General features: G+C 50.9%; 24 protein-coding genes. 13 read left to right on the top strand and 11 right to left on the bottom strand.

Annotated elements, in window-relative coordinates:
* Nucleotides 1–205: hypothetical protein (locus tag ACT3R4_RS13260; protein ID WP_496201223.1), on the top strand; the 205-nt coding region annotated here is incomplete at its 5' end.
* A gap of 298 nt (nt 206–503) precedes the next feature.
* Here ACT3R4_RS13260 and ACT3R4_RS13265 read toward each other — a convergent pair.
* The 8 genes from ACT3R4_RS13265 to ACT3R4_RS13300 all read right to left on the bottom strand — a co-directional run bounded on the left by ACT3R4_RS13265 (nt 504) and on the right by ACT3R4_RS13300 (nt 10,929).
* Nucleotides 504–1,676, bottom strand: a complete 1,173-nt coding sequence (locus tag ACT3R4_RS13265; protein WP_193057180.1) for a tyrosine-type recombinase/integrase — start codon at nt 1,674–1,676, stop codon at nt 504–506.
* A 370-nt stretch (nt 1,677–2,046) separates the two neighbouring features.
* On the bottom strand, nt 2,047–2,829 hold the full coding sequence (locus tag ACT3R4_RS13270) for a 3-hydroxybutyrate dehydrogenase (protein ID WP_193057179.1): 783 nt from the start codon (nt 2,827–2,829) through the stop codon (nt 2,047–2,049).
* A gap of 141 nt (nt 2,830–2,970) precedes the next feature.
* Nucleotides 2,971–4,133 (bottom strand): IS3 family transposase gene (locus tag ACT3R4_RS13275; protein WP_193057450.1). Its coding sequence is split into 2 segments (ribosomal slippage): nt 2,971–3,878 and nt 3,878–4,133, totalling 1,164 coding nucleotides; the frame shifts between segments, so codons are not numbered across the junction.
* Nucleotides 4,134–4,309: 176 nt separating this feature from the next.
* A complete protein-coding gene (locus ACT3R4_RS13280; RefSeq protein WP_193056422.1) occupies nt 4,310–5,557 on the bottom strand; it encodes an MFS transporter in 1,248 nt (415 codons plus the stop codon).
* A gap of 77 nt (nt 5,558–5,634) precedes the next feature.
* Nucleotides 5,635–7,230: an MFS transporter gene (locus tag ACT3R4_RS13285; RefSeq protein WP_441679325.1), complete on the bottom strand. Its 1,596-nt coding sequence runs from the start codon at nt 7,228–7,230 to the stop codon at nt 5,635–5,637.
* A 242-nt stretch (nt 7,231–7,472) separates the two neighbouring features.
* On the bottom strand, nt 7,473–8,138 hold the full coding sequence (gene narL, locus ACT3R4_RS13290; protein WP_172116672.1) for a two-component system response regulator NarL: 666 nt from the start codon (nt 8,136–8,138) through the stop codon (nt 7,473–7,475).
* 2 nt (nt 8,139–8,140) lie between these two features.
* A complete protein-coding gene (locus ACT3R4_RS13295; RefSeq protein WP_441679323.1) occupies nt 8,141–9,988 on the bottom strand; it encodes a histidine kinase in 1,848 nt (615 codons plus the stop codon).
* 329 nt (nt 9,989–10,317) lie between these two features.
* Entirely contained in the window at nt 10,318–10,929 is a 612-nt protein-coding gene (locus ACT3R4_RS13300) for a Yip1 family protein (RefSeq protein ID WP_353744594.1), read from the bottom strand.
* A gap of 81 nt (nt 10,930–11,010) precedes the next feature.
* Between ACT3R4_RS13300 and ACT3R4_RS13305 the strand changes: the two genes are divergently transcribed.
* A complete protein-coding gene (locus tag ACT3R4_RS13305) occupies nt 11,011–11,433 on the top strand; it encodes a MarR family transcriptional regulator (protein WP_441679322.1) in 423 nt (140 codons plus the stop codon).
* A 37-nt stretch (nt 11,434–11,470) separates the two neighbouring features.
* Here the strand turns inward: ACT3R4_RS13305 and ACT3R4_RS13310 are convergent, their stop codons facing one another.
* The gene (locus tag ACT3R4_RS13310) at nt 11,471–11,857 is read right to left on the bottom strand and encodes a SirB2 family protein (protein ID WP_441679321.1); all 387 of its coding nucleotides are present in this window, start codon (nt 11,855–11,857) and stop codon (nt 11,471–11,473) included.
* A 269-nt stretch (nt 11,858–12,126) separates the two neighbouring features.
* On the opposite strand from ACT3R4_RS13310, the gene ACT3R4_RS13315 reads away from it, so the two are divergent.
* From ACT3R4_RS13315 to ACT3R4_RS13340, 6 genes are all read left to right on the top strand, one after another.
* A complete protein-coding gene (locus ACT3R4_RS13315; RefSeq protein ID WP_441679320.1) occupies nt 12,127–15,897 on the top strand; it encodes a nitrate reductase subunit alpha in 3,771 nt (1,256 codons plus the stop codon).
* Nucleotides 15,894–17,456: a nitrate reductase subunit beta gene (gene narH, locus ACT3R4_RS13320; protein ID WP_193056418.1), complete on the top strand. Its 1,563-nt coding sequence runs from the start codon at nt 15,894–15,896 to the stop codon at nt 17,454–17,456. The genes ACT3R4_RS13315 and narH overlap by 4 nt, the downstream gene beginning before the upstream one ends.
* Nucleotides 17,449–18,231 (top strand): nitrate reductase molybdenum cofactor assembly chaperone, encoded by a 783-nt coding sequence (narJ, locus tag ACT3R4_RS13325; protein WP_441679319.1) that lies wholly within the window; start codon nt 17,449–17,451, stop codon nt 18,229–18,231. Before narH ends, narJ begins: the two co-directional genes overlap by 8 nt.
* A 13-nt stretch (nt 18,232–18,244) precedes the next feature.
* A complete protein-coding gene (gene narI / locus ACT3R4_RS13330; RefSeq protein WP_441679318.1) occupies nt 18,245–18,934 on the top strand; it encodes a respiratory nitrate reductase subunit gamma in 690 nt (229 codons plus the stop codon).
* Nucleotides 18,935–18,959: 25 nt separating this feature from the next.
* A complete protein-coding gene (locus ACT3R4_RS13335) occupies nt 18,960–19,772 on the top strand; it encodes a peptidylprolyl isomerase (protein WP_193056416.1) in 813 nt (270 codons plus the stop codon).
* Between the two features lie 92 nt (nt 19,773–19,864).
* Nucleotides 19,865–20,089 carry a hypothetical protein gene (locus ACT3R4_RS13340; protein WP_172116663.1) on the top strand — a complete coding sequence of 75 codons (225 nt, stop codon included), beginning with the start codon at nt 19,865–19,867 and terminating at the stop codon, nt 20,087–20,089.
* Between the two features lie 90 nt (nt 20,090–20,179).
* On the opposite strand, the gene ACT3R4_RS13345 is transcribed toward ACT3R4_RS13340, so the two are convergent.
* Complete coding sequence (locus ACT3R4_RS13345; RefSeq protein WP_441679317.1) at nt 20,180–20,374, bottom strand: hypothetical protein; 195 nt, start codon at nt 20,372–20,374, stop codon at nt 20,180–20,182.
* Between the two features lie 810 nt (nt 20,375–21,184).
* On the opposite strand from ACT3R4_RS13345, the gene ACT3R4_RS13350 reads away from it, so the two are divergent.
* The 4 genes from ACT3R4_RS13350 to ACT3R4_RS13365 all read left to right on the top strand — a co-directional run bounded on the left by ACT3R4_RS13350 (nt 21,185) and on the right by ACT3R4_RS13365 (nt 23,924).
* Nucleotides 21,185–21,805, top strand: coding sequence for a thiamine pyrophosphate-binding protein (locus ACT3R4_RS13350; protein WP_441679316.1), 621 nt, complete (start codon nt 21,185–21,187; stop codon nt 21,803–21,805).
* A 20-nt stretch (nt 21,806–21,825) separates the two neighbouring features.
* Nucleotides 21,826–22,983, top strand: coding sequence for a thiamine pyrophosphate-dependent enzyme (locus ACT3R4_RS13355; RefSeq protein WP_441679324.1), 1,158 nt, complete (start codon nt 21,826–21,828; stop codon nt 22,981–22,983).
* A 29-nt stretch (nt 22,984–23,012) separates the two neighbouring features.
* The gene (locus ACT3R4_RS13360) at nt 23,013–23,624 is read left to right on the top strand and encodes a flavodoxin family protein (RefSeq protein WP_193056414.1); all 612 of its coding nucleotides are present in this window, start codon (nt 23,013–23,015) and stop codon (nt 23,622–23,624) included.
* A gap of 93 nt (nt 23,625–23,717) precedes the next feature.
* Complete coding sequence (locus ACT3R4_RS13365; RefSeq protein ID WP_193056413.1) at nt 23,718–23,924, top strand: hypothetical protein; 207 nt, start codon at nt 23,718–23,720, stop codon at nt 23,922–23,924.
* A gap of 93 nt (nt 23,925–24,017) precedes the next feature.
* Here the strand turns inward: ACT3R4_RS13365 and ACT3R4_RS13370 are convergent, their stop codons facing one another.
* Nucleotides 24,018–24,383 carry a hypothetical protein gene (locus ACT3R4_RS13370; RefSeq protein ID WP_226912001.1) on the bottom strand — a complete coding sequence of 122 codons (366 nt, stop codon included), beginning with the start codon at nt 24,381–24,383 and terminating at the stop codon, nt 24,018–24,020.
* 28 nt (nt 24,384–24,411) lie between these two features.
* Between ACT3R4_RS13370 and ACT3R4_RS13375 the strand changes: the two genes are divergently transcribed.
* Entirely contained in the window at nt 24,412–24,993 is a 582-nt protein-coding gene (locus tag ACT3R4_RS13375; protein WP_441679315.1) for a hemerythrin domain-containing protein, read from the top strand.
* Nucleotides 24,994–24,996 lie beyond the last annotated feature (3 nt).

Raw genomic sequence — 24,996 nt, forward strand, 5'->3', positions numbered from 1 at the left:
AGCCAGAGTTGTGTCAGAAACTGAGGCTACTGTTTCAGCTTTTAACCTAGCCAATATAAGACTTAATTCTAGAAATGAAGATACTGGTCAGATTTCTTGTGGGGCATCTCTGCAAGGGCGAAACAATGAAAGCGTGAATATCGATTATACTGCTCAGCATACGGAGGATGGACAAGTTTACGTAGAAGTGTTTGGGCTAAGGTAAAATATTTTGATAGAGCGATAATCCACTGATGAAAGGTGGGGTTTCTTTCAAATAAAGCTAGAGATATTCAATCTTTGGCATAAAAGTTGACCATATACTCAAAGAGTTGAGCTTATGGTCAACTATAGTTGAGCAAATACTCAACCATGATTTTTTTTATAAAGCAAAAGTGCTTTATATATGACATAAAATCTTTGCTTCTTTCTGCTGGTCTACTCAATAGCTCAATTTTTTGTTGAAAACGACGTTAAGCCTTCGGCATTATTTTGTTTTTAATCCTATGCGGTGGCTTCGCCACCTAGGTATTGAAGGGTGGAATGTTTAACTTTTTTAGAGATTTAAACATCTGTTCAGCACTTGCTCCTTCACTGTAAATATCAAACGTCACGGTTCCGGTTTCATGACCGACTATGGAGGCTATGATAAGCGGTGGGGTATCAATGTGCTGTAAAGCTGTTATGACCGTCTTCCTGATGCTATGGAAGACATAGCGGGCATCATAGCCCATTCCCGTTTTAAGCCTCCCAAAAGCCTTACTGTGGGAGTCTGAGCGAATGCCATACTTATTACCGCCAGAACTCTTTATTAAGTAGCCGTCGCTGGATTTGGTCGCCAGCTCATCAATCAACCTTTTGATTTTAGGATGAATTGGTATTTTTCTGATGCTGGAATCATTTTTGCCTTCTTCAATGAAAAGGCACTTTATACCTTTTTCTTCGATGATATGCTCATTTTTAAGCTTGCATATTTCTTCAATACGGCATCCAGTATAGCTTGCTATCTTTATCATATCGGCAAGTGCTAGCTTTCCTTTTGCTACTGCTTCGCTGTGAAGCTTGGGCAGATCTTCAATAGGAAAGGGGAGTCGCTTTTCTTCTTTCTTCTTGCCTTTCTTGATAGATGGCAGGTCGTGACCTTCAAAGGGCGGGGACTTCTGCTTGTATTTCGTGCGATACTCACGACTATACTTATACATCCATTTGTGGAAACTATTTCCAGCATAGAGATATTGCTTCTTTGTTTTCGGGGTGACTTCCAGGGTTTCTAAGAACCTATGGACTGCTCCAAACGTCAGGTCGTCGCCATTCTCTTTAAAATAAGCATCCATTTGTTTAATTTTGGATATTTGAGTATCGATGGTCTTTGTTGATATTTCCTTGATTTCCTTCTGATATTTCTCAAACTTTTCAAGTTGTTTAGGAGTGAAAGGTAGCTTTGTGCTGTACTTCTGCTGAGCTTTCGGCCACTGGCTCCGCTCGGCTTCGGCCAAGGGCTGACCTTGGCGGGCATTTCGAATCTGCTTCCGCCATGCATGGAGAATTGGCAACTTTCTCTCGTTGGCTTCTCTCTTGCTCCCAGTTTTTAAGGTCTTCGTCAATGCTTTGCGACCACCGAAGGCTTTCCTTACATCTTCGGGTATGTCAAGCCTTACGTGATACATTCCGTTTTTCTGAACTAGATGGTCAGCCATTTCATGATTCCCTGATTGAGTCAGGATATTTTAGCTCAAAAAATAGTCAATTTCTAACCAATAGTTCTAACCAAAAGGTTAAATACCTTCTTATATTATATATAAAACAATTAGTTATGTGATTTATCAGAAAGCCCCTGTCCCTCCGCCACTTATCTCGAAAAGCCCCTGATTCTTCAGAGGCTTTTTTCGATTCTAAGCTCTGCATTTTTGTCCCAATACCTCCTCTATAGAATGCACCGGTCTTTCATTGTGTCCAGAATGTGCAAGCGCGGTGGCTTTGGCGCATTCTTGTAGCATGATTGGCACAGCTTTTTACTCTCTTACCCACCTGGCCTCAGCCACCAAGCCGCTTTCAGCAGACTAGCAGTTACTGCATAAACCAGCCGTGGCTTACTACCAACGACTGACCGGTCATCACATTGCTCTCGGCGCCCGCAAAGAACAGTACGGCATCGGCCACATCGTCAGTGGTAGTGAATTGCCCATCCACGGTGTCTTTAAGCATGACGTTCTTGATCACTTCCTCTTCAGTGATACCCAGCTCTTTTGCTTGCTCAGGGATCTGTTTGTCTACCAAGGGTGTGCGCACAAAACCTGGACATACCACGTTGGACGTCACGTTGTACTCTGCTCCTTCCTTGGCCAGCACCTTGCTAAGGCCGATCAGGCCATGCTTGGCGGTGACATAGGGCGCCTTGAGCTTAGAGGCCTCTTTGGAGTGGACCGAGCCCATATAAATTACACGGCCATAATTGGCGGCGTACATGTGCTTTAAACAGGCTCGCGTAGTAAGGAATGCGCCGTCAAGATGAATGGACAGCAGCTTTTTCCAGTCCTCAAACGGAAAGTCGACCAGCGGATGCACGGTCTGGATACCTGCGTTACTGACCAGGACGTCAATCTTGCCGTACTTGGCAATGACCTCATTGACCGCCTTTTCGACTTGCGCTTCGTCGGTGACGTTCATTGCCACCGCAAACGCATCGGCGCCCGAGGCCTTGATCTCTTCGGCAGTGGCCTTGGCGGCATCCAGGTTGAGATCAGCGATGATAGGAGTACCACCCTCGGCAGCAAAACGAATGGCAATTTCCTTGCCGATGCCGCTGGCAGACCCAGTAATAAGACCAATTCTGTTGTCAAAACGCGCCATGGTATACTCCTTTTAAGTGTTGGAAGTGCCATCAAGATAATCAAAAACAACCTGACCCAAGCCAAGGACCAGGTTGGCGATGCAGTGAGTGGCTGAAACCACGCCAAGAACCGGCAGATAAGCAGCATATAATTGTAGTGGTCAACTAATACCGGACAGTAATTTAAGATTTTCCTCAGCCACAACGGGAGGCATACCATCGTTAAATGAGTGAGGGCGCTGCTGGTTGTAGTAACCCATCAGGTAGCCACTAACGTCTTTCTTGGCCTCAGGTAGATTTCGATATCCCAAAGCCGGTATCCACTCCGATTTCAGGCTCCGGAACAACCTTTCCATCGGCGAGTTGTCCCAGCAGTTGCCACGTCGGCTCATGCTTTGTTTCATTCGATAGCGCCAAAGTCTTTGGCGGAACTTGCGGCTGGCATACTGACTACCCTGATCGGAATGGAACATGACGCTCTTTGGCTGACCACGTTGTTCCCAGGCATGATCCAGCGCTTTCACAACAAGACCTGCATCCGGACTGGACGACATGGCCCAGCCAACAACACGACGAGCATAAAGATCCAACACAACGGCCAGGTAGCTCCAACGCTGGCCACTCCAGATATAGGTGATGTCACCACACCAGACCTGATTGGGCTGGTCTGGTGTAAATTTGCGGTCAAGATGGTTCGCAATATCAGGTCGCTCAACGGGCGCCTGCTTGTAAGCATGAGGGCCCGGCTGCTTACAGATTAACCCCATTTCGCTCATCAAACGCCGAACCTTGAAACGACCAATGGTGACGCCTTCTTCGTTGAGCAAACCCTTGATCGAGCGGCTGCCAGCTGAGCTGCGACTCTTTTTGAAAAGGCGGTTTACCTGAGCCTTTAAGGCCAAACGCTCAACATTCACGCGGTCCCGCCGCTGGCGGTACTCGTAGTAACTGGAGCGGCTAATATCAAACGCGTTACAGACCATTTCAACAGGCATTTGCTCACTCAACTGGTCTATCAGCGCGTACGATTCATGTCGTCCGACATCAAGAGAGCAGTAGCCTTTTTTAGGATGGTTTTTTCCATCTCAAGGCGTTTGCAGCGAGCCTCAAGCTCCTGAATACGCTGCTGTTCTGGGGTTAACGCTTTACCCTTAGGCGTTACCCCTTGACGCTCGTCCGCAAGCTGGTGAACCCAGCGTCGCAGGGCGCTTTCTCCGACACCCAACGAGGTACAAGCTTGGGGATAGCTGTACCCTTGATCTAGTACCAGGCTGGCAGCTTCCTGCTTAAATTCAGGCGAAAAAGTACGTCGTTTCCTGGTCATCAGACACCTCGCTTATGGTGGCAATATTACCACCTACGTTGGTGTCCGGTTTTATTGAACCACTACAATTCTCGCTGATCACTGTGGTAGACAACACTCCATCATGGCAAATTACTAAAGACCGCTACTTCAAACGGTAAGCAACGGCTTTCAGAAGAGGGGGAAATATGATTTGCTTAATCTTCCGTCTCTTTTGTAAACGTTTTTACACGTCTTTCTGTCCACCACATCCAGATAATCGAAATAAGTGTTACCGCGAAGCACAGCATCCATACGGTGGTGGCGATGCCTGTCAGGTCGACGAGGGCGCCAAACATGATAGGCAGTAGAAAACCTCCCAGGCCGCCTGCAAGGCCGACAATGCCGGACACCAAACCAAGGTTTTCCTGGTAGTCATTGGCAAGATACTTAAAGACGGAGGCTTTACCAATTCCCCACGCAATGCCCACTACAAATAGCGCGGTAGTGAAAAGCCACACGGGAATGCCAAACCCAAACTCCACGCGAGCCCCATTGGCAGCGCCTTGAACGCTATAGTAGGTCTCTGGATAGGACATGATAAAGAGCGCAATTAAACTCGCCCATAAGCATGTCCAGGTTACAGTGTGGGCGCCGAAACGATCCGATAACCAACCGCCGAATGCGCGAATAATGCCGGAAGGCAACACGAAAATAGTGGCAATCACGGCAGCTAATTGAATGCCAAAGCCATATTCATTCATGTAGTAACGGGTAAGCCATAGTGAGACGCCGACATAGCCGCCGAACACTACCGAGTAGTATTGACAATACTTCCAGACTTTTGGGTCGTTGATAACGTTGAGCTGCTCACGCAAGGAGCTACGTTGTGTATTGCGATGGCTCGGGTCAGTAAACGAGAAGAACCAAAAGAAAGCGGCAGTTGCGAGCATGATAATCGCATACAGATTGGGTACCGCTTGCCAGCCAAGCATAACGATAACGGTAGGGGCTATGTATTTGGTAACCGCGGCACCCGCATTGCCCGCTCCAAATACCCCCATTGCCAAGCCTTGGCGATCTTTTTCAAACCACTTTGCCGTATAAGTGATACCAACCGAAAAAGCCCCCCCGGATAGGCCAATAAAAGCGCCTAGTATTAATAACTGCCAATAAGCGGTGGCGAACTGCACCAGCCAGATAGCGGGCACAATAACCAAAAGCACAATAAAGAAAACCGGACGCCCGCCGTAACGGTCTGTCATTGAGCCCAAGGGCAAGCGGGCGAGAGCACCGGTAAGAATGGGAATGGCCGTTAAAATGCCAAACTGCGTTCCGTTAAGTGCTAACTCCTCGGCAATAGGAACGCCAATTTCACCAAACATGGTCCAGACCATAAAGCACATGGTGAACGCAAAGGTGTTGGCAATGAGTACCGCATTCTGCTTAAAACGATGGGTAGCCATGGCGCCCCCTGAGTTTTCGCGTCAATAGGATAGATAGCATTGATATCCAGGTCCTCAATTTAATTGGCATCAAATCACTATGGATTACGCACATAGGCATTTTTGCGCAGGTAGAACCACCAGTTGATCAGTAGGCAAACCAGGTAAAAAACGGCAAAACCATACATGGCTACTTCAGGCGAGCCTGCACGAATTTGATCCCCCAGCACAACGGGAGCAATAAACGAGCCGTAACCAGCAATAGCCGCTGTCCAACCCAGTACCGGACCTTTTTTCTGCGCGTCAAAAATAAAGCCAATACTGCGAAATGTAGAGCCGTTGCCGATGCCGCTGGCGGTGAAAAGCACCATAAACAGCAGCATGAATAACCAGAAGTATTGGTTAGGATCGGTGGCGTTGTACGCCAGCATCATGACGTAACCTGCCCCGGCTGATGCAAAGACCATTACCACCGTGATGATTTGTGTGACCAGTGAGCCACCGAATTTATCGGCTACCCAGCCACCGATAGGGCGTACCAGCGCACCTATAAAAGGGCCTATCCATGACCACGTAAGCGCGCTGGGCGCATCCGGGTTGGCGATTCGATTAATGCTTCCATCGGCAGCTATTTCGGCCATATTGCCGAATATAATCGTGATTGAAAGGGGAAGAGCCGCTGAAAAGCCAATAAATGAGCCAAAGGTGACGATGTAAAGTAGCGTCATTGCCCACGTGTGTTTATCACGGAAAATCGTAAACTGCTTTTGGATATTAGGTTTAATTTGTTCGCCAGGTATAAGGCGCAGCATGATCAGAGTGACAATGACGGTGCAGGGCAGAGCCAGCCACATATTTAGCCAAGACAGCGCCACAAGGCCAAGGAACGTCGCAATAATACCTACACCATAAAGCCCCAGTATTTTGCCAAATGCCTGTAGCGGTGTGCCTGGGTCGGGGCTAATAGGGCGCAAGTTATTCATACCAAACCAGCCAGCAAAGGCCAAAGGGATGAGAAAGAGCACCCAGATAAACGCCGCATTCTGTATCCAGGTAAGGGTGCCCGCCTCAATGCGGCCAATCAAGGTTCCGCTTGTGTTTTGAAGCTCCATGGGGCCGCCCGCAAGAACACCAAAAAGGCCGACAGTCATCACCAGGGGAACAAGGATTTGCATGGTGGTGACACCAAAATTGCCAAGCCCTGCGTTCATTCCCAGTGCGTAGCCTTGCTGTTTTTTGGGATAGAAGCTCGAAATATTACTCATGGAACAGGCAAAGTTTCCTCCGCCAATACCTGATAACAGGGCCAGTGCCTGAAAAATCCAGAAAGGCGTGTTCGGATTCATAAGCGCGAACCCAGTGCCTGCTGCGGGTATGATCAGCAATGCTGTGGTGAGAAAAACCGTATTACGTCCCCCCGCTAAACTAAGCATAAATGCCGCAGGGATACGTAATGTTGCGCCCGCCAGCCCCGCAGTAGCGGTAAGGGTAAAGAGCTGGTCAGTAGTGAAAGGAAAGCCCAGGTTTTGCATCTGGGTGGCGATCATGCCCCACATCATCCATACCGCAAAGCCTACCAGAAGGCTCGGAATAGAAATCCATAAATTGCGGTTTGCAATGTGCTTTCCTTCGTTTTCCCAGAAGCCGGAGTCTTCGACATCCCAGCGTTCAATGTCAGCATTTTTTCTGGCCATCATGTACCCCCTTGTAGAAAAGTGCCGCATAGCACTGCTTATACGAAAGATACGCGCTAGCAAGCAGAGGGGGAATGAGGCAGGTCAATGGATGGGAACTCTCAAGTACCTCTTACGAGGTATGTATGCTGAGTATCTAATGTACTGTTTTTAAAAGTTTTAATGGTGCGCTAGGTGGTGTAATAAATGGCAATAAGTGGAAGTTGGATTTTAAGGGGTATCCACTCATGGCAGGCTTTCAGCTACTTATTGAGGCCTTCTTGTACGGCCCAAACAGCCGCTTCAACGCGGGAGCGCAGGCTTAGCTTTTTGAGCAGGTGCTTAACATGTACCTTGACGGTGCCTTCGGTAATATCAAGCTTGCGAGCAATGAGCTTGTTCGACATGCCTGCGGCTAATTCGGCAAGAATCTCTTTTTCGCGCTGAGTAAGCGCATTAATAGACGGTTTCGCAGGGAGTGAACGCTGGTTGCGCAATGCTTGGGCAAGTAGCGCTGTTAAATTTTCGCTAATGGCCATGCGGCCTTTGGCAGCCTGGCGCAGTTGATGAATCATATCCTCTGGCTCCATGTCCTTTAACAAGTAGCCATCGGCCCCGCCACGCAGCGCATCGACAACGTCGTCTTCCTGATCTGACACGGTATACATAATGACGCGGCCTGCATAACCTTCTTCGCGCAAATGTTTAAGTGTTTCCAAGCCATCCATCTCGGGCATATTGAGATCCAGCAGCACCATGTCTGGATCAAGCGTGATGGCTTGATGGATGCCTTCACGGGGGCTTCCTGTTTCAAATACCAATGCCAGATCATCTTCCATTTCCAGTAATTGACGTACGCCTCGTCGTAGCAATGGATGATCATCAATTACGATAAGTGTGGCGGGCTCGTCGTAAATTTCGCTAGCCATATTCAAGTACTTCCTTCCTTGATAAGACGTTCGGTCAACGGGGTAAAGCACAGATAAACGCCTGTGCCTCCTTCTGGTCGATTATTGAAATGAAGGTCGGCATTAATGTTATTGGCTCGGTCACGCATGATCACTAATCCGTAGTGCATGGGGGGGGACTGATCATCCTGTAGTCCTATACCGTCATCTTCAATCGCCAAGTGCAGTGCTGCCTGATCAAATACCAGGCTAACGTGTGCCCAGTGAGCTTTGGCATGCTTATGTGTATTGGCGAGTGCTTCACGAGTGATTTGCAGCAGGTGTATTTCTTCACTTGCGCTAAGTAAGTGAGGCGGCAGGCGGTAGGTTAGCTCGACCGGGAACCCAAGCCGCTGGCTAAACTCTTTGATGGTTTGCTGTAGTGCGGGCTGAAGGCCTGGCGTATCCAAACTAAGCCGGAACGTGCTTAATAGCTCACGGAGCTGGCGATAGGCACTATTCAGCCCTTCACGTAAATCGCTGGTTACGCCACGTTGTTGCTCAGCAGAAAACTGTTTCTCCTGCATGCGCTCCAGGCGTGTTACCTGCATTTTTAAATAAGACAGCGACTGCGCGAGTGAATCGTGAAGCTCACGGGCAATAATCGTGCGCTCGTTGACAAGAGAAAGTTGTTGCTCTTCTTCAATACGCTTCTGCAAAAAGATAGCCGTGGCCAGGTTGTCGGTAAGCGTATTGAGTAGCTGCTGCTTCGATGCGTTGATGGGCGCAGAGTAGCCCACGGTAAGGGAGCCAAGAATCTCCTCGCCAACCGCAACGGGCAGCACGATCGCTTCGGCATTGCGAGCAACTGCATTGCCTCGTTGCGGCTCCAGGCAGGCAAGGCAGTTTAAGTCTCGACAATAGAGAGGCCGCTCGGATGAGTGGGTTGCCAAAATTGCCATATCTGTATCGTCATGCTCGCTACGCAGCGAAAGCACGATAGGGCCGATATCCAGTAGGTCCTCAAGCTCGCGTAAGATAGGTGCCGTGCTGGCGCAAAGGTCATTGCCGCCCCCATAAAGCGTACGGCTTCCATTGTGAATGATCTGGAGGGCGCGATTGTGGCGTTTAAGCTCTGCCTGCTTGTGAGATACACGCGCTTCCAACGCCTGGTAACGCGTATCCAGCCTTGCTGCCATCTGATCAAAAGCGCGCCCAAGCTGGCCTAGCTCATCGTGGCTGGAAAAATTAGAGCGATATTGAAAGTTGCCATGGCCCGCTTCGCGGCTCAGAACTCTAAGCTGGCGAAGCGGCGTCACCAGATTATGCCGAATATCGTAGAGCGCAATGAAAAGCAGCACACCAATCAAAAGGAAAAAAAGCAGCTGCAGAGAACCCAGTAAATGCATCTTGGATTTAGTGCTGCTTTCAAGTGTCGAGACATACTGGTCAATATGATGAATAAGATTATTCAGCGCTACTCTGGCTTGTGCTATATCGTTGCTACTACCGTGAATAGCATCATCAAGCAGGGGGATTAAGGTGTTATGCCACAGCGCTTTTAGCCCAGCAAGCTGCTCTTGAAGCACCTCATCATGGGTGTAGTGATACCCAACGGCGAGTACTGGGCCTTCCAGTTTCCCGGTAAGCTGATCAGTCAGTCGGTTAACGTTTTGTTGAGACCCGTTTTGCGTTTGGGTCAATGGGCCTAAGGCTTCAGAAAGCTGCGCGCTGTTCAAGCGTAATGAGCCCGCGACATTAATCGCCGCTGCATCGCCTTGGCTATTTTGGGCAATCATCATGGTGAAGCCGATGCTGAGAACGGTCATCCCCGTGATGGCCAAGAGGTAAGCAGTAATACGAGCTACAAGAGAGTGGCGTAAGAGATTCATGCGACTCCCATGGATTTAAAAAAGGAGAGGTCTTAAAAGGATAAGTAAAAGCTGCTGAAGCCGACGGCATGGCTAACGATAAATGACTATATTACTTATCGAAAGATATGAGAAGCAGATACACCGTATCTTGGTGAATCATGTAATCTTCTTTGTCTCTCGTCAATATAATGGCTGGTTAAGAGGCCTATCACGTAAAACCTAAACAAATGTGAGGCCGTGTGATTTTTTAGATTCGAGTATTTCTGATGAGCGTTATTTTTAGTGCTCACAAGCGACGTCTTCGCACATTGAAAATGCGCTAGAACTACCATGGTGTTCAACGGCGTTTAGTAAGCCCAAACAACCGCGAGCAAAACACCCCATCCAAGAATACCGGCTGACATAATAGTATAAGTGGCTGATATAGTGGCAACATCCAGCTCGTTACGAGTGCAGAGCGCTTGCAAGCCGTGATAAATCAGACTGCATGAAACGCCTAGAGCCGCCAATCCGACGATCACATTGAAAAATAACGAGGGCACCCATAGCGCAAGGGCTGATATCCATAAGGGAAGAGGAGCGAGTGTGGCAAGTAAATAGGCATTTTTATAGCTAATTGAAAGCTGCTCGACACCATTGACGACTGCGTGAATAACCCAGCCCATTATAAAAAAAGTCAGTAGCTCGGCCAAAAAAAGAATTGTCGTAATAAATCGCCACTCCCTTTCAGCAAAACCGGTCATAAAGGTATCGCCATAATGCGTTCCTGCATAATAGAGCATTAAAGGGGGCAATAACGACATGGGAAGAACCACACACCACGCTAACGTCGGAATGGAAGGCGAGTTCGATTTAAGCGCTTGCCAACCAGCGCGATGACTAAAGGGCATTTTGAAAAATGTAAGTACATTCATCTCAACTACCTCTTGGTGTCTTAAAATTAAACGGCTATATATCATATAATGATATTTTGTTTTTAGAGGACGTCTTCGGTATTGTCAAGCGGGGGAAAGTCGTCACGAGCACGTTAAGGAGCATCCATGGCAGAAAAAACAGCAGTGCAAAAAGGTGAGCTTGATAAGGAAGATTTCGAGCGTCTATCTCAGTTTCGCTATCAGTTACGCTGTTTTTTACGTCGCAGCGAAGATATCTGCCGCAAGCATGGGCTCACCGCGTTGCAATACCAGCTGTTGCTGCACTTACGCGGTTTTGCTGAGCGTGATTGGGCAACGGTAGGTGAGCTTGCCGAGCGGCTGCAAGCCAAGCATCACGGCACTGTGGCATTGGTCGATCGCTGTGAGCAGCTATCACTCGTTGAGCGCCGTCAAGGACGTGAAGACCGCCGCCAAATAGAGGTGCACTTGTTGGAGGAGGGAATCGAACGCGTCACCCGAATTGCTGAAGCGCATCAGCCAGACCTCTACCAACTTCACGCCGGTATGTTATTCCCGCCTAGTGAGTAATGCGCGCTAATGGCGTCACTTCTTATAGGTAACCTCATCAGCTTAGCCATGAAAGCGGAGTCCGATGCATCGCAACGCCCAGTATATAGATAAATACAAGCACCGCTGCCACGGCGGTACCGGCCCGAATGGCTGGCGTTTTACCGCGTTTAATCGCCATTGTGCCGAGCAGAATATAAACAATCAGCGCGGTGATTTTGGCGCTGAGCCATGGCGGAAGTGGCCAGAAGCTCAGCATGATGGCCAATAGCACGCCGAAGGTCAGGAGCGCCGTATCGATGATATGAGGGAGTATCTTGACCCAGCGCGCTTTAAGAATCGGTCGCTCAGTCACTGACCAATAAGCACGTACTATAAAGAAGACGAGGCTCGCATAGGCGGCCGTCATATGAAGATGCTTAACCGCAAAATAGTGCTCAATCATAAGTTTATCTCTGGATTAAAACAGCTTCTTGTGAACAAAAATACACCTGTTTCGCTGGGGGATTATACGGAGTTTCATCGCTATCTTGTCTGATTTACTGCCATGAATGAAACGTCGTCGCCTGTGGTCTTTAGCCGCGTATCCCTTAAGAGGTAGGGTGGGGTTATATGGAGGTAACCTGGCAGATATTGCCGTTTTAATCGCTCAGAATCGATTTCCAAGACGCCTGTTTAGGCATTGCTTTCTTTTTGGCGCCAGGGAGATCGACCATGAGTCATTTCATTGACCGGCTAAATTTTTTCCGCAAAACGCGCGAGCCTTTTGCCAATGACCACGGCGAAGTTCGCCAGGAAGACCGCCAGTGGGAAGACAGTTACCGCCGCCGATGGCAACACGACAAGGTCGTCCGCTCTACCCACGGAGTTAACTGTACCGGCTCGTGTAGCTGGAAAATTTACGTCAAAAACGGCCTGGTGACATGGGAAACTCAGCAGACCGATTACCCGCGTACACGCCCCGACCTGCCTAATCATGAGCCTCGCGGCTGCCCTCGAGGGGCGAGCTACTCGTGGTACCTTTACAGTGCTAACCGTCTCAAGTATCCCCTTGTCCGTAAACCGCTGTTGGCGCTTTGGCGTGCAGCGTTAAGTGAAAAAGGCGACCCGGTAGAGGCCTGGGCCTCGATTGTTGAAGATCCGGCCAAAACCAAAGAGTACAAACGCGCCCGCGGCATGGGCGGCTTTGTTCGTGGCAACTGGGATGAGCTTAATGAGTTAATCGCGGCTTCCAACGTTTATACCGCCAAACAGTACGGGCCTGACCGCATCATTGGCTTTTCACCTATCCCTGCCATGTCGATGGTCAGTTACGCCGCCGGTAGCCGCTACCTGTCGTTAATCGGCGGCGTATGCATGAGCTTTTACGACTGGTACTGCGATTTGCCACCCGCCTCGCCGATGACGTGGGGCGAACAAACCGATGTTCCCGAATCTGCCGACTGGTACAACTCAGGCTATATCATTGCCTGGGGGTCGAATGTGCCTCAGACCCGCACGCCAGACGCCCACTTCTTCACCGAGGTTCGCTATAAGGGCACCAAAACCGTTTCCATTACCCCCGATTACGCCGAGGTTTCCAAACTCACAGATGAGTGGCTCTCTGCCAAACAGGGCACCGACGCAGCGCTCGCCATGGCCATGGGCCACGTCATTCTCAAAGAGTTTCACCTTGAAAATCCCAGCGCCTACTTTACCGATTACGTGCGCCGGTATACCGATATGCCCTGCCTGGTCGAGCTGGAGCCACGCGATGATGGCTCTCTTGTGCCCGGGCGCCAACTGCGCGCCAGTGATATTGCTGATCACTTGGGGCAGGACAATAATCCTGAGTGGAAAACACTGGTTTGGGATGACGCACGTGATCAGCTGGTAGTCCCGCAGGGCTCTATTGGTTTCCGATGGGGGGAAGAAGAAGCTCACCAGGGTAAATGGAACCTGGAGCCTTTGGATGCCGACGGCGTTGAGATTTCACCTCTCTTGAGCCTTGCCGAGCGCCATGACGACGTCGCGCGCGTGGCTTTTCCCTATTTCGGCGGTATCGAGCATAAGCACTTTGCGCATGTAGAAGGCGAAAGTGGCGACCGCTTGTTCCACAGCCTGCCCGCTAAACGGCTGCAAAAAGCCGATGGCAGCAGCGTGCTGGTGGTGACGGTCTTTGACCTGATGTGTGCCAACTACGGTATTGACCGTGGGTTTGGTCAAGCGGATGAGGACGATGGCGCTACCGACTATGCCCAGATAAAACCTTACACCCCCGCTTGGCAGGAAAAAATTACCGGCGTCTCGGCAGAGCAGTGTACTCGTATCGCGCGGGAATTTGCCGATAATGCCCACAAGACACGTGGGCGCTCCATGATTATCGTGGGTGCCGGTATGAACCACTGGTACCACATGGACATGAACTATCGCGGCTTGATCAATATGCTGATCATGTGCGGGTGTATTGGCCAGAGCGGCGGCGGCTGGGCACACTATGTCGGCCAGGAAAAATTGCGCCCCCAAACGGGCTGGCTGCCCTTGGCATTTGGGCTTGACTGGACACGCCCACCGCGTCATATGAACTCTACGTCATTCTTCTATAACCACTCTTCGCAGTGGCGCTATGAGAAGCTTGAGATCAAAGAGATTCTTTCGCCACTGGCTGACCCTCGCCGTCACACCGGCAGCCTGATCGACTACAACGTACGCGCTGAGCGTATGGGCTGGCTGCCGTCTGCCCCTCAGCTAACCACGAATCCGCTGCATTTGGCAGGCAAGGCCAAAGACGCCGGCATGGCCACCAAGGATTATGTCGTTCAGCAATTAAAAGCCGGTGAGCTTTCCTTTGCTGCCGAAGACCCGGATAACCCCCAGAACTTCCCGCGTAACATGTTTATCTGGCGTTCTAACCTGCTGGGTAGCTCCGGTAAAGGGCATGAATACATGCTCAAGTACCTGCTGGGGACTCGGCATGGCATTCAGGGTAAAGACCTGGGCGATTTTGGCGGGCAGAAGCCAGAAGAGGTCAAATGGCACGACGAGGCGCCTGAAGGCAAGCTTGACCTATTAGTCACGCTTGATTTTCGTATGTCGACGACCTGCCTCTATTCGGACATCGTGCTACCCACGGCGACCTGGTATGAAAAGAACGACCTTAATACCTCCGACATGCACCCGTTTATCCATCCGCTAACGGCTGCCACCGATCCTGCCTGGGAGTCGCGCAGCGATTGGGACATTTATAAAGGCATCGCCAAGGCGTTCTCGAAAGCGTGTGTGGGCCACTTGGGCGAAGAGACGGATTTAGTCACGCTCCCCATGCAGCACGACTCCCCGGGCGAGCTTGCGCAGATAGATGTAAAGGATTGGAAAAAGGGCGAGTGCGCGCCCATCCCCGGCAAAACCATGCCTGCATTGATAGAAGTACAGCGCGATTACCCCGCCACGTACGAGCGTTTTACCTCACTTGGCCCGGCGCTTGAAAAGCTCGGTAATGGTGGCAAAGGCATCAGTTGGAACACGGATAGCGAAATAGAACTGATCGGCAAACTGAATCACGTTAAGCATGAAGGCCCGGCAAAAGGGCGCCCGAACATCGAAAGCGCTATTGACGCGGCAGAAACCGTACTGACGCTGGCGCCAGAAACCAATGGCCAGGTAGCACTCAAGGCGTGGGAGGCACTCTCCAAAATTACCGGGCGCGACCACTCGCATCTGGCACGACCTAAAGAGGATGAAAAAATCCGCTTTAGCGATATCGTGGCGCAACCGCGCAAGATTATTTCCAGCCCCACTTGGTCGGGCCTGGAGGATGAACACGTCTCCTATACCGCCGGGTATACCAACGTTCATGAGCTGATTCCATGGCGCACGGTCAGTGGACGTCAGCAGTTTTATCAGGATCATGCCTGGATGCGTGATTTCGGCGAAAGCCTGTTGGTGTATCGCCCACCGATCAACACCCGCGCCGCGGAAAATTTCAAGCTGCCCGAGGATAACGGTTTCAAAAGCAAGGCGCTGAATTTCCTGACACCGCACCAAAAGTGGGGGATTCACTCCACCTACTCCGACAACCTGCTGATGTTGACGCTGAATCGCGGTGGCCCCGTGGTGTGGCTTTCCGAAGGTGATGCTGCCGATATCGATATTCAAGACAACGACTGGATAGAGGTTTATAACGCCAACGGGTCGATTGCTGCCCGCGCCGTGGTCAGTCAGCGCGTTAAGGATGGCATGGTGATGATGTACCACGCCCAAGAGCGTCAGGTGAACGTCCCCGGTTCGGAAATTACCGGCACGCGTGGTGGTATTCATAACTCTGTGACGCGTGTTTGCCCTAAACCCACTCATATGATCGGCGGCTACGCCCAGCTCGCTTACAGCTTCAACTACTACGGAACCGTAGGCTCGAACCGCGATGAGTTCGTGCTGGTACGCAAGATGAAGCATATCGAATGGCTGGATGGTGAAGGCCAGGATGACGTTCAGGAGGCGGTGAAATGAAAATTCGCTCTCAGGTAGGCATGGTCCTTAACCTTGATAAGTGCATTGGTTGTCACACCTGCTCGGTAACGTGCAAAAACGTCTGGACTAGCCGCGAAGGTGTCGAGTATGCCTGGTTCAACAACGTTGAAACCAAGCCGGGTATCGGCTATCCCAAAGAGTGGGAAAACCAGGCCAAGTGGAAGGGCGGCTGGATGCGCAGCCGTGATGGCAAGATAGAGCCACGCATTGGCGGTAAATGGCGTGTATTGGCCAATATCTTCGCCAACCCCGACTTGCCCGCTATTGATGACTACTACGAACCTTACACCTTTGATTACCAGCACCTGCACACTGCCAAGCCCGGACAGCACCAGCCGGTAGCCCGCCCGCGTTCACTGATCTCTGGCGAGCGTATGAAGAAAATTGAATGGGGCCCTAACTGGGAGGAAATTCTAGGCACCGAGTTTGCCAAGCGCCGCAAGGACATCAACTTCGAGCAGGTGCAGGCAGATATCTACGGCCAGTTCGAAAACACCTTCATGATGTATCTGCCACGCCTGTGTGAGCACTGCCTTAACCCTACCTGCGTGGCAAGCTGCCCCAGTGGCGCCATTTACAAACGTGAAGAAGACGGCATCGTACTGATTGACCAGGATAAATGCCGCGGCTGGCGGATGTGTATTTCCGGTTGCCCCTACAAGAAGATCTACTACAACTGGAAAAGCGGCAAATCCGAGAAGTGTATTTTCTGTTACCCGCGTATTGAGTCGGGCCAGCCAACCATCTGCTCAGAAACCTGCGTGGGGCGTATTCGCTATTTAGGTGTTCTGCTTTATGACGCCGACCGCATTGAGGAAGTCGCAAGCTCCGCCGACGAGCAGGACTTGTACCACCGCCAGCGCGACATCTTCCTGGACCCTCATGATCCCGAGGTCATTGCCCAAGCCAAGAAAGATGGTATTCCCGACAACGTCATTCAGGCCGCTCAGGCATCGCCCGTCTACAAGCTGGCCATTGATTGGGAGCTGGCGCTTCCGCTGCACCCAGAATACCGCACGCTGCCCATGGTCTGGTACGTACCGCCGCTGTCGCCCATTCAGTCTGCGGCCGAAGCGGGTAAGGTCGAGTTCGATGGCGTGATGCCAAAAATTGAGTCGCTGCGTATCCCGGTGAAGTACTTGGCCAATATGCTGACCGCCGGGGAAGAAGCCCCCGTTGTGCTCGCGCTTAAGCGTTTGATGGCGATGCGCCTTTATATGCGCGGTAAGCATGTTGAAGGAGAAGCGGATATCAGCGTGCTGGAAGATGTGGGTCTAAGCGTTGCTCAGGTGGAGGACATGTACCGGTATCTGGCAATCGCCAACTATGAAGATCGGTTCGTGATTCCAACCAGCCACCGCGAGATGGCGCGCGACGCCTTCCCGGAACGGGGTGGGTGCGGATTCACCTTTGGTGACGGGTGCAACGGCGAGAGCACAGCGAACCTGTTCAACGGTCGGCCTGTTGAAAGCACGATGGTGAAACCGGTCAATGTTTTTGATCCGCAGGCGCAATCCGAGGAGGCGCGTCATGAGTAATCTGGCAGAACCGCTCTTGACCCCAGAGCAACAGACCATGCGCAGCCTGCGCGTATTGTCGCGGTTGCTTGACTACCCAACAGCTGAATTGCAGCAGGCCGTAGGGGAGCTTGTCGAGATCGTGGCCGCGGAGAATCGCTGGCCCGCTTCGTTACGCCAACGTTTGATGAGTTGGTGTCAGCAAATTGCCGATAGCGAGCTTTTAAGCCTTCAAGCCGAGTATGTCGCGCTTTTCGAACAGGGCCGGGCTACATCGATGCTGCTGTTTGAACACGTACACGGAGAATCACGAGAGCGTGGCCAGGCTATGGTGGATCTCATGGATGAGTACCGAAAGGCGGGTTTTGAGCTAGACGCCCGGGAGCTGCCTGACTATTTACCGCTGTTCTTGGAGTATCTCTCCACGCGAAGCGATGTGGAAATGGCCCGCTGGATTGGCAATATTCGCCATATTCTGGCGCTACTTGCCGCTCGCCTGGAAGAGCGTGATAGCGACTATGCCTTGGTGACCCATGCGCTGCTGGCGCTCATTGGCGCCGAAGCGGACATAAACGCGCATCGCTCCGTTGTGAAGGCGGAAAAGCCTGACAATACCCCCGAAGCGCTGGATGCCGTATGGGAAGAGGAAGCCGTACGTTTTTCTGCGGCATCCGACGAGGACTGTGCGTTGCAATCTGCCGAAGGGCGTCGCTTGGCTGAACGCAAGCAGGGCGTTCAACACGATGCCGTTCGTATTCTCTCTCCCGGAGCCCAGCCTCCGGGAATGGGTCGTTAACAGGAGAATCTCAATGTCCGCTATTACGACTTACCTCGAGCATTTTATCTACGGCTACTATCCCTATCTCGCCGGTACCGTATTTCTGTTTGGGAGCCTGGTGCGTTTTGACTACGGGCAGTACACTTGGAAGACCGGCTCCAGCCAGATGCTGTCGACCAAAAACATGCGCCTGGCCAGCAATCTCTTCCATATCGGCATCATTACCATCTTTTTTGGCCACTTGGTTGGTCTGCTTACCCCACACTGGATGTATGAGCACTTTCTTCTCCCTAGCACCAAGCAACTGCTTGCCGTGGTGATTGGTGGTATTGCCGGCGTGTTGTGTGTGATCGGCGGGGCGATGCTGCTTTATCGGCGGATGTTCAATCCACGTGTGCGCGCCTCATCGAGTAAAATGGATACGCTGATTCTGGCTATTTTGCTTATTCAGGCATGCCTTGGACTGACGACCATTTTCTTCACGCTGGGCCATATGGATGGCGAAATGATGCTGACATTGGCAAGCTGGGCACAGGCCATTGTGTTCTTTAACGGCGGCGCAGCGAACTATCTGCAAGATGTTTCCTGGATATTCAAGCTGCATATCTTTTTGGGGCTAACCATTATCCTGTTGTTCCCTTTCACTCGGCTAGTGCATGTATGGAGCGCGCCTTTCGGTTATCTGACCCGGCGCTATCAATTAGTGCGTAAACGCGGCTAAGCGCTAATTTATCAGGAGAGTTGTTATGCAAATGATTGATATCGAAGCGCTGCCAAGTGAAGCCACGCTACCATTGATACAGGTGGGCAGCCGCGCTATTGAAGAAAGCGACATTGCCCATGAAATGCAGTATCACCCGTCAGACAGTGCGGGGAGTGCCCAGCTTAAGGCTGCGCGGGCGTTGGTTGTCCGTGAGCTGCTGTGTCAGCAGGCCCAAGCGCAAGGGTTATTGGCTGATAATGAAACAGCCGATGACAAGGTGATTGCACAGCTTCTAGAGCAGGCGCTGAACGTGCCGGAACCCAGCACCGAGGATTGCCAACGCTTTTATGCGCACCACCCCGAGCGTTTTAGTGAGCCCACACGCTTAAAGGTGCGTCATATTTTGCTGGCTGCGGCGCCTGAAGATGCTGTGGCTCGGGATGCACACTATCAGCAAGGCGTAACACTGCTGGAAACATTGAAGGACGATCCTGCGCGCTTTACGGAGTTTGCCCAGCGCCACTCAGCGTGTCCTTCCAACACCCAAGGTGGGGAACTCGGCTGGTTGGCCCAAGGGCAAACGGTTGCTGAACTTGACCGAGTGCTACACCACTTACCCAACGGCCTTCATGAGCGGCCCATTGCCTCCCGCTATGGTTGGCACTTGGTGGTGGTTGATGCCCGCGAGGAAGGGCAGTTGCTGCCTTACGAAGCCGTTACCGAACGTGTTCGCCATCACCTGGAGGAACAGGCAACGCGGCGCGCATTGCGCCACTACCTGTTGTCATTAGAGGCGGAGATAGGCGTCCAGGGAGTCGCGCTTGACGACGACGCGGGCGGTAGTCTGATGCAATAGGACCGCTCTACGTGGTTATCGGCTTGCCCGGACTTTATGGAACCATTTCTTTCTTCTAAGGTTGAAGTGATATAGGAAAAAGGAGAACGGCCATGGAACATGTCGATAAGTGTCAGAAATGTGGTAAGGAATATATCGCCGACGCAAACGATACGGAAAATGCCCTCCCAACGTGTGGCACTTGTGGTGCAGAAATATACAGCGGGGGGGCGAACTCAGAGTTTAGCGTGACAGGTGATAATGATGATGAGCATCCGATTGAAAGGGGATTGCGAAAAGTCACCGATGAAATTACCGGAGATAAAAAGAAAGTTTGATTGAACCGCTTGTGGCTGAAAACTCTCATAGACTCCGCCACCCTTGGCCTAGACGTCGTTACGGCTAGCCAAGGGTCGCAGAACTAAATATCACGCTACATCGTTATGTTGCTTTGCTAATGCCCTGCGTAGCTTGGCGTTTTCAGTAGCCAATATCTTGTTTTCGGCGATAAGCCCATATTTTTCAGATTCAAGGCTGTCGACACGGTTAATAAGCTGGTTGATAACCAAACGCCGGTAAATAGCTGAAAACGCAATTTTGGTACCCTGATGAACAGCGATCATCACTTTCTCCTCCATGAGTTATGTATCAACCCGAATACGGGTGATGAAAGACTATAGGCCTTTTTTCATCTAATGTTACATACTATTTTTAAATCAAAAGAACGTTTCTTATTGTTAATTTGTATTAGAGTGCATGGCGTCCTCAATAAGTATGATAAATAAGATTATAGTTATAACTACTTATGGCTAAGTTTCTACTACTTAACCCGAAGTGGATTAGCAGGTGGCCTCATTGTTTGGCTAGTTGGCTAACTAACAGAGTTACTGCAGGTTAATAAATAAGTGCGTTTTTACTATCAATTATACTATGTTACTTACAGGCCATTTTTAGTGTGGCAATCTCAACCCACTGGACAAGGATGTTCAGCAAGGAGTAGTGAGTCAGGAAGACTCCCTAAGGATGGGCAGGCAGGAAGCTTGCGGAGTGTACAAGGATGCAACGTTAAAGCCCGGCCTCTGGTCGGGCTTCTTGCTTTAAGCGTAAAAGTAAATAACGTATATCTAGATTATATCGTCGGTTACGCTGGGTTCGCCTTGCCCAAGTGTAAAATAGTTGGCATCGAAATCACTAAATTCTTCTCAGGTGCGAGGCATACATTTCGTTATGGTGGGTAATCCATGAGAATTAAAAAAATGAACATGACCGTTTAGCAACCAAACTAGCCTACTCTACAGGTTGTTGTTTAATAATAATTAACAAGAAGCCCTGCCAAGTTGACCTTTGCTGATACCCGTATCTATACCTATAGGCCTAGTGAACATTTATATGAAAGTGACGAGCTAAGGCGTAGCTTTGCCATGGAGGCTTAAATGAGTAAGCAGCTGGTAGGTGATTTTCTGGTTCAACGTTTGGGTGAGTGGGGTGTTAAACGTATTTTCGGGTATTCGGGGGATGGCAGCAACGGCATCATGGGGGCATTACAACGAGCGGGTGACCAGTTCGAGTTCGTGCAAGCCCGTCATGAGGAGATGGCGGCATTCATGGCGTGTGCTCATGCCAAGTTTACGGGGGAAGTGGGTGTGTGTACCGCGACTTCCGGGCCTGGTGCCATTCATCTGCTTAATGGCTTGTACGATGCCAAAAAAGATCATCAGCCAGTCGTCGCCATTGTTGGCCAGCAAGCACGTGCGGCCTTGGGCGGTGAATATCAGCAAGAAGTCGACCTGGTGTCGCTTTTCAAAGACGTCGCCCATGAATTCGTGCATATGGCGACCAGCCCAGCTCAGATACGCCACCTTATTGACCGCGCTATCCGTATAGCCCTCGCCGAGCGGACCGTGACGGTTATCATCGTTCCCAATGACCTTCAGTCCCAGCCTGCGGTTGAAACACCTGCGCATGCTCACGGTACTGTGCATTCGGGCGTGGGCTACTCAAGCCCCATTACCGTGCCTCATGACAATGATTTGCGCCAAGCCGCCAAGTGTTAAATGAAGGAAAGAGAGTGGCGATGCTAGTGGGTGCTGGGGCTCTGAATGCGACCGATGAGATTATTCAGGTGGCTGACAGGCTAGGCGCTGGTGTCGCTAAGGCGCTACTGGGGCGTGCAGTGCTTCCTGACGACTTGCCTTTCGTTACCGGATCTATCGGGTTACTGGGTACTAACCCAAGCTGGGAGTTAATGGCCAACTGCGACACGCTATTGATGATTGGCTCAAGCTTCCCCTATTCGGAATTCTTACCGGAGGAGGGGCAGGCCCGGGGTGTACAAATCGATATTGATGGGCGCCAGGTGAGTATGCGTTACCCAATGGAGGTGAACCTTGTGGGTGATAGCGCGACTACCTTACAAGCGCTGTTGCCCTATTTAGAGCAGAAAACAGATCGTGGTTGGCGTCAAGATATTGAGAAAAGTGTTGCCCAATGGTGGGAAGTGCTTGAAGAGCGTGCCATGGCGGAGGCTGACCCGGTTAATCCGCAGCGTGTTTTTTGGGAGCTGTCGCCGCGCCTGCCTGATAACTGCATTCTGACCAGCGATTCCGGTTCCGCTGCTAACTGGTACGCACGTGATCTCAAATTACGCCGTGGCATGATGGCATCGGTTTCTGGTGGACTTGCCACGATGGGAAATGGCGTTCCCTATGCGATAGCCGCCAAGTTCGCTTATCCCGAACGGGTGGCCATTGCATTGGTTGGAGACGGGGCCATGCAGATGAACGGTAATTCGGAGTTAATTACCATTGCCAAGTATTGGCAGCAGTGGGCGGACCCACGCTTGATCGTTATGGTGCTTAATAACCAGGACCTTAATCAAGTCACGTGGGAAATGCGGGTAATAGAAGGCGACCCGAAGTATGAAGCCTCGCAGGATCTCCCTGACTTTCCCTATGCCGAATATGCCGAGCTTATTGGGCTCAAGGGCATTAAGGTCAGCGATCCTGAGATGCTTGCCACTGCCTGGGAGCAGGCCTTAAGTGCTGACCGCCCTGTTGTGCTGGAAGTTATAACTGACCCTGATGTTCCGCCGATCCCGCCGCATATAAAGCCCGAGCAGGCGAAAGCCTATATGTCAGCGCTTTTGCATGGCGATCCGGACGCGCTGGGTACGGTTAAAGCCTCGTTTCGGCAGTTCGCCCGGCAGATAACCCCCAAGCTTCGCAAGCACTGACACCCCAAGCCGCGTAAAAGGAGAGACCCATGTCGTTAAAAGCCTTGGCTATCAACTGTACGCTTAAAGCGTCACCCGCAGCGTCTTCTTGTGATCGACTTATATCCGAAACCTTGGCAGCGCTTGAGCGCCATGGCGTCACTGGCGAGAAAATCCGTGCTGTGGATTTTAATATTAAGCCCGGTGTGACATCGGATGAAGGTGAGGGTGATGATTGGCCGCAAATACGAAAGCAGATTCTGGATGCCGATATCTTCATCCTGGGTAGCCCTATCTGGTTAGGCCATCACTCCAGTATCTGTCAACGTGTATTAGAGCGACTGGATGCGTTTCTTGGCGAAACCGATGAGCAGGGACGAATGGTCTCGTATGGTCGGGTCGCTGGTGTCGTGGTGGTAGGTAATGAAGATGGCGCTCATCATATTGTTGCCGAGCTGTTTCAGGGGCTAAACGACGTTGGTTTTACCCTTCCTGCCAACGCATGCACCTATTGGGTAGGTGAAGCCATGCAGGGAGTCGACCTCAAGGATTTTGAGAAGACACCAGAAGCGACTCAGAGCGCTACGGCAGGCCTGGCGCTTAATTGTGTTCACTTGGCCACGTTATTAAAGCAGAACCCGTATCCACCACAAGAGAGCTAGGCGCTGAATGTGCTATAGGTGCACATACGCAGTTAATTCACTTTCGGCTAAGCTGTAAAGGTATGTCGCACACAACACAAGGAGTAAGTTTAAATGGCATTTCCGAAACGATGTGCCCAATGTGGCAGCGAAGACTACCGTTTCCCTGAAAACACAGACGAAGATGACAATATCTACTGCAGTGCCTGCAATGCCGTCGTGGGAAATAAAAAAGAGCTGGCGAAAGAGGAGTTGGATAATGAAGGCGAGGGCGACCACCAGGTTGAGACGCTGCTTAGATCGTTAACGGGTAAAAAATAGCGGCCTCCTTCTGCTTGCTACATTATTATCGTCCACCAGCCTGTCAGCTGTCAGGCTGGTGGATGTTCAGCCGTCGTACTGTTATCGATACTACTAAGTCGTTGCATATTTTTTGTTAAGTTCATTAACGGCTTCATCTGCTTCAGGCTTGGTCGCACAACGTTTGCGCACCAAATCGCCATCTCTTTCTTCCTCCTCACGCAAGTCTACGACCCACCACTCAGGCTGGGCATCAATTTCAGCGCCTTCCTGAACCGCTCGATACACCATAAACGTCGTCATCATCCGCTCCCTGGTTTGAAATCCTTTTATAACGTAGCTGATGGCGTGCGGCTTGAATATGACGTCAGCCACCTGCCAATCAGTTTTAAAAACCTTCTTAACATGTATTAGGTCACGGGCTGTGAGCTTGGAAATACCGATCAGGCGAGCTAGCTTGAAATGGAGCTGGCGGCTCATGGATTCTGAATAAGAGGGAGAGAAGGGTATGGATAACCACACGCAAGGCCAGACAGGAAACGGGTTGGACGTCATCAATATTTTAACGACTGACCACCAGGAAATGCTGGAGCTACTCGCCCAAGTAGAAAGCAGTAACGACCCCGAGCAGCGTCGAGACTTGATAGACGCCGCTATTGCCGAAGTGATGCGCCATGCCGTTGCTGAGGAAATGTATGTTTACCCTGCTATGGAGAAATATATTCCTAATGGGCGTGATGAAGTTGAGCACGATAAGAGAGAGCATGATGAATTGGTCAAGGTGATGAAGAAGCTAGAGGATGTCGACGCCTCAGCCCCCTCGTTTATCCCGTTGACTAAAGAGATGGAAAAGCAGCTTCGCCATCACATTGATGATGAAGAGTCCGACCAATTTCCCAAACTACGTAATCATATACCCGTTGATGAACTTATCGACTTGGGGAATAAAGTCGACGCTGCCAAAAAGCTATCACCGACACGGCCGGACCCTAGCGCACCTCATTCTGAGCTATTTCATAAGAGCGTCGGGCCGGGCGTCGGCATGGTTGATCGGCTACTGGATAAGCTTCAAGGCCGTCATACTGGTTAATAG

It is taken from the genome of Halomonas sp. AOP7-E1-9, assembly GCF_052376035.1.
In the GTDB taxonomy this organism is placed as follows: Bacteria; Pseudomonadota; Gammaproteobacteria; order Pseudomonadales; family Halomonadaceae; genus Vreelandella; species Vreelandella citrativorans.

Coding starts and splice junctions, on each gene's coding strand:
- ACT3R4_RS13340 (WP_172116663.1), top strand. CDS start 19,865: ATGGAACATGTCGATAAGTGTCAGAAATGTGGTAAGGAATATATCGCC.
- ACT3R4_RS13285 (WP_441679325.1), bottom strand. CDS start 7,230: ATGGCCAGAAAAAATGCTGACATTGAACGCTGGGATGTCGAAGACTCC.
- ACT3R4_RS13375 (WP_441679315.1), top strand. CDS start 24,412: ATGGATAACCACACGCAAGGCCAGACAGGAAACGGGTTGGACGTCATC.
- ACT3R4_RS13335 (WP_193056416.1), top strand. CDS start 18,960: ATGCAAATGATTGATATCGAAGCGCTGCCAAGTGAAGCCACGCTACCA.
- ACT3R4_RS13370 (WP_226912001.1), bottom strand. CDS start 24,383: ATGAGCCGCCAGCTCCATTTCAAGCTAGCTCGCCTGATCGGTATTTCC.
- ACT3R4_RS13310 (WP_441679321.1), bottom strand. CDS start 11,857: ATGATTGAGCACTATTTTGCGGTTAAGCATCTTCATATGACGGCCGCC.
- ACT3R4_RS13270 (WP_193057179.1), bottom strand. CDS start 2,829: ATGGCGCGTTTTGACAACAGAATTGGTCTTATTACTGGGTCTGCCAGC.
- ACT3R4_RS13355 (WP_441679324.1), top strand. CDS start 21,826: ATGCTAGTGGGTGCTGGGGCTCTGAATGCGACCGATGAGATTATTCAG.
- narL (WP_172116672.1), bottom strand. CDS start 8,138: ATGGCTAGCGAAATTTACGACGAGCCCGCCACACTTATCGTAATTGAT.
- narJ (WP_441679319.1), top strand. CDS start 17,449: ATGAGTAATCTGGCAGAACCGCTCTTGACCCCAGAGCAACAGACCATG.
- narI (WP_441679318.1), top strand. CDS start 18,245: ATGTCCGCTATTACGACTTACCTCGAGCATTTTATCTACGGCTACTAT.
- ACT3R4_RS13295 (WP_441679323.1), bottom strand. CDS start 9,988: ATGAATCTCTTACGCCACTCTCTTGTAGCTCGTATTACTGCTTACCTC.
- ACT3R4_RS13305 (WP_441679322.1), top strand. CDS start 11,011: ATGGCAGAAAAAACAGCAGTGCAAAAAGGTGAGCTTGATAAGGAAGAT.
- ACT3R4_RS13315 (WP_441679320.1), top strand. CDS start 12,127: ATGAGTCATTTCATTGACCGGCTAAATTTTTTCCGCAAAACGCGCGAG.
- ACT3R4_RS13365 (WP_193056413.1), top strand. CDS start 23,718: ATGGCATTTCCGAAACGATGTGCCCAATGTGGCAGCGAAGACTACCGT.
- ACT3R4_RS13300 (WP_353744594.1), bottom strand. CDS start 10,929: ATGATATATAGCCGTTTAATTTTAAGACACCAAGAGGTAGTTGAGATG.
- ACT3R4_RS13265 (WP_193057180.1), bottom strand. CDS start 1,676: ATGGCTGACCATCTAGTTCAGAAAAACGGAATGTATCACGTAAGGCTT.
- ACT3R4_RS13345 (WP_441679317.1), bottom strand. CDS start 20,374: ATGATCGCTGTTCATCAGGGTACCAAAATTGCGTTTTCAGCTATTTAC.
- ACT3R4_RS13360 (WP_193056414.1), top strand. CDS start 23,013: ATGTCGTTAAAAGCCTTGGCTATCAACTGTACGCTTAAAGCGTCACCC.
- ACT3R4_RS13280 (WP_193056422.1), bottom strand. CDS start 5,557: ATGGCTACCCATCGTTTTAAGCAGAATGCGGTACTCATTGCCAACACC.
- narH (WP_193056418.1), top strand. CDS start 15,894: ATGAAAATTCGCTCTCAGGTAGGCATGGTCCTTAACCTTGATAAGTGC.
- ACT3R4_RS13350 (WP_441679316.1), top strand. CDS start 21,185: ATGAGTAAGCAGCTGGTAGGTGATTTTCTGGTTCAACGTTTGGGTGAG.